This window comes from Micromonospora sp. LOL_015 (assembly GCF_048060275.1).
In the GTDB taxonomy this organism is placed as follows: Bacteria; Actinomycetota; Actinomycetes; order Mycobacteriales; family Micromonosporaceae; genus Micromonospora_E.
On the sequence record NZ_JBHMIO010000033.1, the window covers coordinates 46,965 to 56,826 of the forward strand.

13 protein-coding genes are annotated in these 9,862 nt (G+C 70.5%); 5 read left to right on the forward strand and 8 right to left on the reverse strand.

Annotated features, from left to right (window positions below; all coding sequences use genetic code 11):
* Positions 1–139: 139 nt before the first annotated feature.
* The 4 genes from ACFHWU_RS22545 to ACFHWU_RS22560 all read right to left on the reverse strand — a co-directional run bounded on the left by ACFHWU_RS22545 (position 140) and on the right by ACFHWU_RS22560 (position 2,524).
* Complete coding sequence (locus tag ACFHWU_RS22545; protein WP_416591502.1) at positions 140–919, reverse strand: Clp protease N-terminal domain-containing protein; 780 nt, start codon at positions 917–919, stop codon at positions 140–142.
* 134 nt (positions 920–1,053) lie between these two features.
* On the reverse strand, positions 1,054–1,803 hold the full coding sequence (locus tag ACFHWU_RS22550; RefSeq protein ID WP_416591503.1) for a methyltransferase domain-containing protein: 750 nt from the start codon (positions 1,801–1,803) through the stop codon (positions 1,054–1,056).
* A 43-nt stretch (positions 1,804–1,846) separates the two neighbouring features.
* Positions 1,847–2,359, reverse strand: a complete 513-nt coding sequence (locus ACFHWU_RS22555) for a MerR family transcriptional regulator (RefSeq protein ID WP_416591504.1) — start codon at positions 2,357–2,359, stop codon at positions 1,847–1,849.
* Positions 2,360–2,374: 15 nt separating this feature from the next.
* A complete protein-coding gene (locus ACFHWU_RS22560; protein ID WP_416591505.1) occupies positions 2,375–2,524 on the reverse strand; it encodes a MerR family DNA-binding transcriptional regulator in 150 nt (49 codons plus the stop codon).
* A 57-nt stretch (positions 2,525–2,581) separates the two neighbouring features.
* On the opposite strand from ACFHWU_RS22560, the gene ACFHWU_RS22565 reads away from it, so the two are divergent.
* Complete coding sequence (locus tag ACFHWU_RS22565) at positions 2,582–3,748, forward strand: erythromycin esterase family protein (RefSeq protein WP_416569425.1); 1,167 nt, start codon at positions 2,582–2,584, stop codon at positions 3,746–3,748.
* A 19-nt stretch (positions 3,749–3,767) separates the two neighbouring features.
* Here ACFHWU_RS22565 and ACFHWU_RS22570 read toward each other — a convergent pair whose 3' ends face one another.
* Entirely contained in the window at positions 3,768–4,238 is a 471-nt protein-coding gene (locus ACFHWU_RS22570) for a DUF6194 family protein (RefSeq protein WP_416591506.1), read from the reverse strand.
* Between the two features lie 53 nt (positions 4,239–4,291).
* Between ACFHWU_RS22570 and ACFHWU_RS22575 the strand changes: the two genes are divergently transcribed.
* A complete protein-coding gene (locus tag ACFHWU_RS22575; protein WP_416591507.1) occupies positions 4,292–5,083 on the forward strand; it encodes a MerR family transcriptional regulator in 792 nt (263 codons plus the stop codon).
* A complete protein-coding gene (locus ACFHWU_RS22580) occupies positions 5,080–5,541 on the forward strand; it encodes a hypothetical protein (RefSeq protein ID WP_416591508.1) in 462 nt (153 codons plus the stop codon). Before ACFHWU_RS22575 ends, ACFHWU_RS22580 begins: the two co-directional genes overlap by 4 nt.
* Positions 5,542–5,593: 52 nt before the next feature.
* Here the strand turns inward: ACFHWU_RS22580 and ACFHWU_RS22585 are convergent, their stop codons facing one another.
* Together ACFHWU_RS22585 and ACFHWU_RS22590 are read right to left on the reverse strand one after the other, a co-directional pair.
* A complete protein-coding gene (locus ACFHWU_RS22585; protein WP_416591509.1) occupies positions 5,594–6,406 on the reverse strand; it encodes a class I SAM-dependent methyltransferase in 813 nt (270 codons plus the stop codon).
* Between the two features lie 236 nt (positions 6,407–6,642).
* On the reverse strand, positions 6,643–7,371 hold the full coding sequence (locus ACFHWU_RS22590) for a class I SAM-dependent methyltransferase (RefSeq protein ID WP_416591510.1): 729 nt from the start codon (positions 7,369–7,371) through the stop codon (positions 6,643–6,645).
* A 155-nt stretch (positions 7,372–7,526) separates the two neighbouring features.
* On the opposite strand from ACFHWU_RS22590, the gene ACFHWU_RS22595 reads away from it, so the two are divergent.
* Positions 7,527–7,682: a hypothetical protein gene (locus tag ACFHWU_RS22595; protein ID WP_416591511.1), complete on the forward strand. Its 156-nt coding sequence runs from the start codon at positions 7,527–7,529 to the stop codon at positions 7,680–7,682.
* A gap of 113 nt (positions 7,683–7,795) precedes the next feature.
* Here ACFHWU_RS22595 and ACFHWU_RS22600 read toward each other — a convergent pair whose 3' ends face one another.
* Positions 7,796–8,578: a transposase family protein gene (locus tag ACFHWU_RS22600; protein WP_416591512.1), complete on the reverse strand. Its 783-nt coding sequence runs from the start codon at positions 8,576–8,578 to the stop codon at positions 7,796–7,798.
* Between the two features lie 224 nt (positions 8,579–8,802).
* Between ACFHWU_RS22600 and ACFHWU_RS22605 the strand changes: the two genes are divergently transcribed.
* The gene (locus tag ACFHWU_RS22605) at positions 8,803–9,534 is read left to right on the forward strand and encodes a class I SAM-dependent methyltransferase (protein WP_416591513.1); all 732 of its coding nucleotides are present in this window, start codon (positions 8,803–8,805) and stop codon (positions 9,532–9,534) included.
* Positions 9,535–9,862 lie beyond the last annotated feature (328 nt).

Below are 9,862 nucleotides of genomic sequence, written 5' to 3' on the forward strand. Positions count from 1 at the left end.
TTGACCTGTTCGGGAGCAGCCATCGTCCAGGACCGCCTTCCCGAACCGGTTCCGCTGCGTTCCCGCACCGACGGCGGTCACCGTGTTCCAGCACCGGCGACGCGGACATCCAGGCCCGCGAACGTCGATGGACCCGGTCCTACTCGGCCGAGGCCCCGACCCGGCGCTCCAACTGCTCCAGTCGTCGGGTGACCGGCGCCAGCTCACGGCGGACCAGGGCCGCGACGGCGGCGAGCGGATCCGTCCCGGCCGGCGCGGTCACGCCGCCGTCGGACGCGGTCGCCGCCTGGGCACGCAGGTGCGCGTACCCGGCGAGGGCCGCCACCACCGCACGCCGGGTCGCCCGCAGCTCGACACCGGATTCACGCAGCACCCGCCCCGCGGTGCCGTCCGGCTCGGCGACCAGCCCGAGCAGCAGATGCTCACAGCCGACGTAGTTGTGCCCGAGCGCGGTGGCCTCGGTGACGGCCAACTCGAGCGCGCCCGCTCCGGTGCCGGTGAACCGCAGGGTCGACACCGGGGCACTCGTCGGGGCCGACCCGCTCGTCGCGACCACGGCGGCCAACCGGGCCGTGACCTGCGCCGGCGGCACCTCGATCGTCTGCAGCACCCGGACACCGAGGTTGTCACCCTCGTCGAGCAGCGCGGCCAGCAGGTGCCGGGTGCCGACCTCGGCGGCGTGCGCGGAGCGCGCCTGCGTCCGGGCCCGCAGTAGTACGTCGCGGGTACGGGCGGTCAGGTGGGGCAGCTGCGCCGCCAACTGGTCGGCGTCCAGGTCGGCCAGGTTGGTCGCCCGGATCGCGGTGACCCGTCGGACGGCCTGTTCCAGTGCCCGCTGACACACCGCCGACACCGCGATGCCGGTGTCGCGGACCGCGTCCGCGAGGTCGTCCGGCAGATAAACGTTGATCTTCGGCACGGCTTTCGCCTCCTCGGTGCAGGGTCGGACCCAACGAGCGTACCTCACCTAGCCCCTGTGGGGGCATATAGGGGGTTAGGTGAGGTCGGTCTGGCTGGCGAGATGCGGAATGCCCGCTCCCGGGCGTACCAACGTCACCGCCGGTACGCCCGCACCAGCACCCGACGCGAGTACGCCACGAACACCCCCTCGGCGCGGATCCTGCGGTGCAGCGCCGCCAACCGGTCCCGGTAGCGGTCCACCGTGAAACCCGGCACCGTCCACACCACCTTCCGCAGGAACACGACCACCGCGGCGATGTCGAAGAACTCCACCCGCAGCGACTCCACCCGCAGGTCCACCACGTCCAGACCGGCCGCCGTCGCCGCCTCCCGCACCCGGTCCGGACGCTGATCGGCACGCGGCGGCACCGACACCCCCAACGCCGCCCGCAGCTCACCGACCGAGTCCGGGCCGATCTGCTGGGACAGGTACGAACCGCCCGACGCCAGCACCCGCGCCACCTCGGACCAGCCCACCACCGTCGGATGCCGGCTCACCACCAGGTCGAAACAGGCGGACCGCAACGGCAGCCCGCCGTCCTGCGCGGCGCGCACGACATGCACACCCAGCGGCGCCAGCCGCCGCCGCGCCACGGCCACGTTCGGCGGCCAGCCCTCCGTCGCCACCAGCAGCGGCGGCACCGACGTGACGCCAGCCAGCACCTCGCCGCCACCGGTCTGCACATCCACCGCCCGCCGGGCACCGGCCATCTGACGGCCCAGCAGCCGCGCGTACCCCCAGGACGGCCGCTGCTCCGTGGCCCGGCCGGCGAACCAGGAGAAGTCCCAGCCCGCCACCGGCACCGCCGAAGCCTCGGCGATCAGCTCGTCGAACGTCGACACCGGACGAGTCTGACCCGCACCGGGCGACCCCGGCCACCGAGAATCAGTCCGGCCCACCCGCAGCCGACCCGGCTGACGCCGCCGCCCGGACACGCAGATAGGCGTCCAGTTCGGCGGCACCGGCGAGCATCGCCCGGCCCCGCGCGGACAACCGGTCCCGCCAGACACGCAGCGTCGACTCCAGCGGGGCGACGCCACCGACCGCACGGACCTGGGTGATCAACGGCGCGATCTGCGCCAGCAGATGGCCACCCCGGCGCAGCTGGTGGACCAGCATCACGTCCCGCACGTCGTCGGCGTCGTAGACCCGGTAGCCGGTCCGCCGGTCCCGGCCCGGCCGGACCAGACCGGCGGCCTCCCACGCACGCAGGGTGGCCGGGCGCAGACCGAGCCGGGCCGCCAACGGGCCGATGAACGTCCCGCCGCGCTCGGGCGCGACCGGCACCAGATCACGCAGCGCGACCTCGACCGCCTGCACGGTACGCCGGTCCTCGACCAACTGGCAGTGGCTGTCGTCGACACGTCGCAGCGCCTCGTCGACGGCGCCCCGGTTCACCGCCCGCATGATCGATTAGACCCGGTAGCCCGCGGCGGTCCGCGCAGCCGCCGGCAGGACACCGGCCTGCTCGTAGTTGCGCACAGCCTGAGGGGACAGACCATGCTCCCGCGCCAGGTCCACCGGCCGCACAGCTACCCCACTGTTTGAGACTTGACGAAGCATCCCAGCGCCGAACGCACACAAACCTTACACCGTTGTTTCAACGATACCGTTGAAGGAATGGATATCACGGACACCGCCCGCCCCGTCGACGGCGCGGGCATCTCGGCGTTGCTGCGGTCGCTGCCCGCCCGCCCCCTGCTGCTCGGCCTCGGTGAGGCCCGGCACTTCGTGGAGGAACTCGGCCAGCTGCGCAACGACATCTTCCGGCACCTCGTCACCCACGAGGGCTACCGGTCGATCGCCGTCGAAAGCGACTGCCTGATGGGCCTCGTCGTCGACGAGTACGTCACGGCCGGCACCGGCACCCTCGACGACGTCATGCGTCACGGCTTCAGCCACCAGTTCGGCACCTCACCGGCCAACCGCGACCTGGTCAGCTGGATGCGGGCCTACAACACCGACCACGACGACAAACTACGGTTCCACGGCTTCGACGGTCCCCTGGAGTACTGGGCGGCCAGCCCACGCCAGGCACTCACCGGCCTGCACGACCTGCTCGACGACCCGCCGCCCGGCACCCGGGACACCCTCGACTCGCTGCTCGGCCCGGACGACCGCTGGTCCGACCCGGCCACCGTCACCGACCCGTCCCGGTCGATCGGCCGGTCCGCCGACGCCCAGCAGCTCCGGCTGATCACCGACGACCTGCTGGCGCTGCTCGACACCCAGGCGCCGCAGCTGGACCCCGCCGACCGCGAACGGGCCGAACTGTACGGGCGTACCGCCGTCGGCCTGCTCCGCTACCACCACGCGATGGCCGACCCGTCCCCGACCAGGATCGCCCGGCTGTCGGCGCTGCGGGACGCCATGATGGCCGCCAACCTGCGGGCCGTCGCCGACCACGGCCCCGCCCTGGTGTTCGCCCACAACCTGCACCTGCAGCGCACCCGAAGCGTCATGTCGTTCGGCGACCAGCAGCTACGGATGTGGAGCGCCGGCGCGATCACCGCGGCCCGCCTCGGTGACCGGTACGCCCACCTGGCCTGCGCCCTCGGCACCCTCGGCGACGCCACCCCACCACCGGACACCGTCGAAGGTGCCCTCGCCACCCTGCCGTGGGACACCTGCCTCGTCGACACCCGCCGACTGGCCCGGACCCTCACCGCAGCCGTACCCCGGGTCAGCCCCGACTTCGCCTACTTCCCGCTGGACCCGGCGCGGCTCGACACGATCGACGGCGTCGTGTTCGTCAACCACGTCCCCCGACCGGGCACACCGGCGTGACCACCGGCGCGCCCACCCGCTAACTCCTGCCGGCTCGTCGTCGGTGGTGTGCGCCGGCGTGTCGGTGTGCCGCGCGCAGCAGATCACGCACCACGGCGTCGGTGCGCGGACCGGGGTCGACCACCGCCAGCCAGCCGCCGGCCCCGTACACGGGATGGGCGAACACGGTGTCGGCAGCGGCGGGATCGACCCCGGCCGGGGCGGCCCCGCGAGGCTCATGCCCGGCGTGCCGCAGGAAATCGTCCCGTCCGACGGCGACGTTGAGCCGGAACACCCCTGGCCGGTCCAGGCGCGACGTCGCGTCGCCCGGGTAGTCCTTGGTCACGATCGTCGCGAACGGCTGCCGCCCGGTCGGCACCGTGCCGTCGGGCGAGACGTAGAAGAACGTGTCGCCCCAGCTGATCGGCGGCGTGCCGTCGCCGGACGCCGGTCTGAGGGTCAGTACGTCGCCGAGACCGGCGACGAACGCGATGATCTCGTCCTGGGTCATACCTCAAGCGTTACATTGCAGTGCTTATGGAGACTTCACGGTCACGACAGCAGGTGGACAAGGCGGAAGGTCTCCACTCGCTGCGAATGCGCACGGTCGACGTCGCCCGGCGGGCCGGGTACGGCGTTCAGCAGATCCGCAACCTGGAACGCGACGGTGTCCTGCCGCCGGCGGCCCGTACCGCCACCGGCCACCGGGTCTTCGGGGAACTGCACCTGCGGTGCGCGCTGGCCTACCGGGCCCTGGCCGCGGCGACCGGACCGGCCGAGGCGCGCAGGATTGTCCGGGCCGCCCACCGCCGCCCAGCCGACCGGATGCTCGCCCTGCTCGACGCGGCCCACGCCCGCCTGCACACCGACCGCGCCGACCTGCGACAGGCCCAGCTGGCCGCCCGGGCCATCACCGCCGAACCCCTCGACGACGTACGCGACTGCGACGCGATGAGCATCTCCGAGCTGGCCGCCGCTCTCGGCGTACGCCTATCGACCCTGCGGCACTGGCACGCCGAGGGTCTCGTCGTGCCCGGCCGCGACCGACCGGGCGGACCGCGCCGTTACACCCCGGCCCAGGTCCGCGACGCCCGCGTCGTGCACCAGCTACGCCAGGCCGGCTACCGGGTCGCACCGCTGCGGGCCCTGATGCCGCGACTGCGCTCCGCCGGGCGGTCGGCCGACGTCACCGCCGCGTTGGCGGTCCGTGACGTCGACCTCACCGCCCGGTCCCGGGCCCTTGTCGACGCAGCCGCCGCACTGGCCGCGGTGCTCGCGCTCACCGCCACCCCGGGCCATCGCCCGACGGTACGATCGGTGCCGCGACACGTACCTCTTGCCGGGAGCGACCGATGACCGTCGACGCCACGCTCGCCCGCATCAACGACGGGGTGCAGCTGCACCACCAGCGCGGCCAACGGGACGCCGCCCGTGACCTGTTCGCGCGGATCTGGGACGAGATCGGCGGACAGGACGGAGATCCGCTGCACGTCTGCGTCCTCGCCCACGCGATGGCCGACGTGCAGGACGACGTGCACCAGGAGCTGCTCTGGGACCAGCGGGCCCTGGCTGCGGCCGACCTGCTCACCGACACCCGGGTGGCGCAGGCCGGGGTGGCCCTGCCGGTTGCCGGCCTGTACCCGTCGCTGCACCTCAACCTCGGCGAGTGCCACCGCAGACTCGGTGACCTCGACCGGGCCCGGGAACACCTGCGGCACGCGCAGGCGGGCATCGACGCCCTCGGCGACGACGAGTACGCCCGGCTGATCGGAGCCGGCTTGGACCGGCTGACGCAGCTGCTGGCGTCCGTGTAGGAGCACCAGCTAACGGACGCCATTGAAGAACGTGACCGGATTACCGCTGAGCTCACTCCGCTCGCTGACCGATACGCAGGACGCTCAGGTACCGGCGTGCCGCTCGGTCGCCGATGCGGGTGCGGATGCGTTCGGCGATGGCGTCGAGCAGTGGTTCGCGGATGTCGTGGTCGAGCCTGCGGTACGACGACTGTGAGCGCAGGAGGTCGGCGAACCCGTCGCCGTCGAACCACTGAGCGGTGGGGTACCAGCGCACGATCGTGGGGCTGAACAGGCTGCCGGGATCGTTGACCAGTCCCCGGCCCTTGTCGGTGCTGCGCACGTCGCCCTCAAGCGGCGGATGGCCCCAGTCGGGATTGCCGGGGGAGAACAGTTCGTGGAGATCGGTGGTCTCGGCGTACACCTCCGGCTCGCCGGGCCGGCGGATGACGACGTGGCCGAGCAGCGCCGTCCAGCCCCCGGGGTGGAGCACCTCGCGTGCCCGCCGCCAGCCGATCGCAGGATCGACCCAGTGCCACGCTGAAGCTGCCACGAGGACGTCGAAGCGTCGACCGCGGTCGTCCCACTCCTCAAACGTCGACGACTCGACGGTGACGTTGCCGAAGGTGGCGAGCCGTCGGCGGGCAAGCGCGGCCATACCCGCGCCCGGCTCGATGGCGGTCACCGAACACCCGAGCGCCGCCAGCGAACGGGTCGCCTGACCGGTGCCGCAGCCGACCTCAAGCACAGGCGACCTCTCACGTATGCCGGTGATGGTGACGAGGTCGGCGAACAGCGCGTCGGGGTACCCTGGCCGGACCCTGTCGTACAGTTCCGGCACCTCGTTGAACACCTGACCGAGGCCCCGTCGATCCGCGCCTGCCACCGCACCATCCTCGCCGAGACCGTCGCCGACGTGCCGATTCCGGACAAGCCTACGGATCGACACATCAGATGTCGGCACCCCTGCGGCTCCAAGGCCAAGGTCGTCGCCAGCGCCAAGCTAAGCGTGACGTCTGGTGGCGGCTGGCGGACTGGCTCGGCCGCGTCAAGCCGTCCTGCTGTCGCTGTCGCCTGCCAACAAAGCTGACAGGAGGTTTAGGTTGTTCGGGTCGGCTTGCTTCAGGTCGAACGTTCGGCGATGAACACGAACTCTCGACCTGGGCGATCGGGTGCCTCCCGCACGTCGAGGACTCGGTAGCCGTTGGCGGCCAGGCTCGATTCGACCTCGTCGCGGCCGCGGAACCGGAGGGTCGAGTCAGATGTGATGACCTCGCCGCCGGCCAGGAACCGGTAGGCGTATCGGAAGGAGACGAATGGAAGGCTGATGTCCGTGACCTCAAGGCGCCGTTCCACCAGTCCGATGCCCGGGATCTCGAGGGAGACCGGATCGACGTCCGCCGCCCACTCCCGCCAAGCGCGATGTTCGGGGCGTCGGGTTTCGAAGACGAGATAGCCGTTCGGGCGAAGGGCGGCGTGGATGCCCTGGAGGGTCTGCGCCCAGTCGTCGTCGGTAAGGAAGACTTGGGCCACGTTCCCGGTCATCGTCGCCAGATCTGCATCGAGCGCCGGCAGTGCCGTGACGTCGCCATGAATCCAGCGGACCCTCCCTGCCTGATCTTTCAGTTTCGCGACCTTGAGTGACGCTTCGGCCGGGTCGACGCCCACGACATTGTAGCCGCTTCCAGCGAGCAGGATTGCCAGGGATCCTGTCCCGCAACCGATGTCAAGCACGAGGTTCGCGGTCAACTCGCCGGCGATCGCGAGGTAGGCGGCCAGGTCGTCGCGGTCTCCGTCGAAAGCGTCGTAGATACCTGCGAGGAGAGGGTGGGCAAAGATCGCATCGGGCATCCGGGGACCATATCCACCGTCAAGCGACTCGGTGACGGACATCGACTACCTGTCCTCGAACCGCTCAGGCGACAGGAGGCGTGACCGGAGCCGGAAGTGATACGGATCCCGGAGGGCGGCGATTTCTCCATGATCCACTCTGTGAGGGGTGGGAAATGGCGGCTGCCGTACCAGTACGACGGGAACGAGCGGACCGCCGGCACCTGCTCGAACGCGACATCTACCACATCGACCAGGTGCCGACGCACCTCACCCCCGCCCTCAACGACAAAGCCGACCTCGAACTCCACCGGATCCGTACCCTGCCGTAGCCAGCGCCGCACGTCAGAGTCCGCACCGATGGACCGACCTTACGTAAACCGCACCTGGCCGGCAGCCCGTCAGCCTGGGCGGTTCGTCACACCTCTGCACCATTGAAGTTATCTCAACGAGGTATGTATCCATGTTCAAAGTGGAGTAGCACGAGGGCCGCTCTGGCTATATCGCCGATCTTCGTCGGCGGGGTGGTGACGCCTTGCAGGACACGCCATCTCTGGCTCAACAACGCGAATCCGCGTTCGCCGAGGCACCGCATCGCCCGCAGGAGCGTGTTGTAGGTCCGGTTGTCGACGTGGAGCCGGTGCCCACCGGCCGGGTTCTTCACCGGGGTGTGGACGCCGCGACCTGCCCCTTCGTACCCGGAGTCCGCGAGGGTGGGCAGGCCGCGGGCGGCCGCCGCGTAGAGCGCGCCGAGGACGGTCTCCTGAGCGGCACGCAGGTCGTGGACCGAGCCGGGAGCGACACTGGAGACCCATATTGGGAAACTGTCGGGGCGTATCAGCGCCTGGATGTTGCCGCCGAAGCCGTGGGTCTTGCCGGAGTAGTAGGCGTCGATGGTCTCGCCCTTGCGGCTGACCGTCTTCTCCGCGTACCGGTCGCTGTCGACGATCTTGCCGTCCAGGATCAGGTGGGACCAGCCCTCGGCCTCGACCCGGTCGAGGGCGGTGTTCAGGTCCGGCGCCTGCTCGGACAGCACCGTCAGGACCTCGTTGTGGTAGCGGTAGGAGGTTGGCCGGGACAGCCCGAATCCGGTGCCGAGTTGGGGGATGTCCACGCCACGGTCACGGAACCAGACCAGGCCGAACACCGCTTGCCGCCAGCAGGTGAGCAGGCGGGTGCCCTTGCGTGTTCCCAGCGTGCGTCGGTGGGCGCGGAGCAGGCTCGCCACGTAGGCGACGAGTTCCCTCGGGACGTCGAGTGTGGCACGATAAGTGATCGCGTGGGGTCCTCTTGGTGACGGATTCTTGTGGTGAGACCGGTTTATCGGAGGACCTCACGTCCTACAAGAATCGTCGCTTCTGCGCCTTATGTGCGTGTCGCACCATCAACAACCGATTCGTTGTTGAGATAACTTCATTGCTTCCTCGGATGCCCAGGCAGTTGGGTCAAGGCATGGCTCGGATCACGTACGACAACGCGGACGCCGCGGCGTTCGAGGCGACCCGTCACCTCACCGACGACGGACTCTCAGCCTGGCGGGAAGCCGTGACCCGACACCTTGACCCCCAGGCAGGCATGCGAATACTCGACCTCGGCTCGGGCACCGGAATGTGGGCGCGAGCCTTCACCGCCTGGTACGACCGTATCGAGGTCACGGCGGTCGAGCCCTCCGAGGCGATGCGCGCCCGCTCGATGTACCAGCCTGTCGTGCATGGCGACGCCGAGCGCATCCCGCTCGACGACGGCAGCGTCGACGCCGCCTGGATCTCCACGGTCATCCACCACGTGCCAGACCTGCACCGTGCAGCCCGAGAACTACGCCGGGTCGTCCGCCCCGGCGGCCCGGTGCTGATTCGCTCCGCGTTCGCCGGCCGACACCAAGCGATCACCCTGTTCCGTTACTTCCCCGAAGCCATCCGTGTGCTCGACACCTACCCCAGCGTGGCCGACGTCGAAGCAGCCTTCACCGCCGCCGGGTTCGTCACCGTCGGCCGCGAACAGGTCCCGCAGGTAACAGCGGCCTCACTACGCGAGGCCGCGACGGCACTGCGCCGCGAGGCACACACGCCTCTGCAACTGATAAGCGACGACGAGTACGCGGCAGGCCTGGCCCGACTGCGCAAGGCAGCGCAACGTGAGACCAGACCCGTGGTTGACGCCCTGGACCTGGTCGTCCTCACCTGAGTGGCACCCGTGCGCGTTTCGTTGGCGGCTGATCCAGGCGCCTTCGATCCGTTCACCCCGGCGACACCGCGACCTGGTGGCCCGCGCTCCTGCCCCCGCTACGGGCGGACACGCTCAGCTTCGACGCGACACGCAGACCACCTTGCCGAGGAGCGCCGCGCGGTCACCAGGGCTGACGGGGCAGCGCAGGTTGCGGGTTGACATCCTCGCCGCCCTAAACGGCGGCGATTCCAGCCACGCCGCGCGTGACACGCGCGACGTTCTGGTGGGTTACCGTTTCACCGCGCGGTGCCGGGACGGGTCCCGGTCCTACCCGCGCTCCACGGTC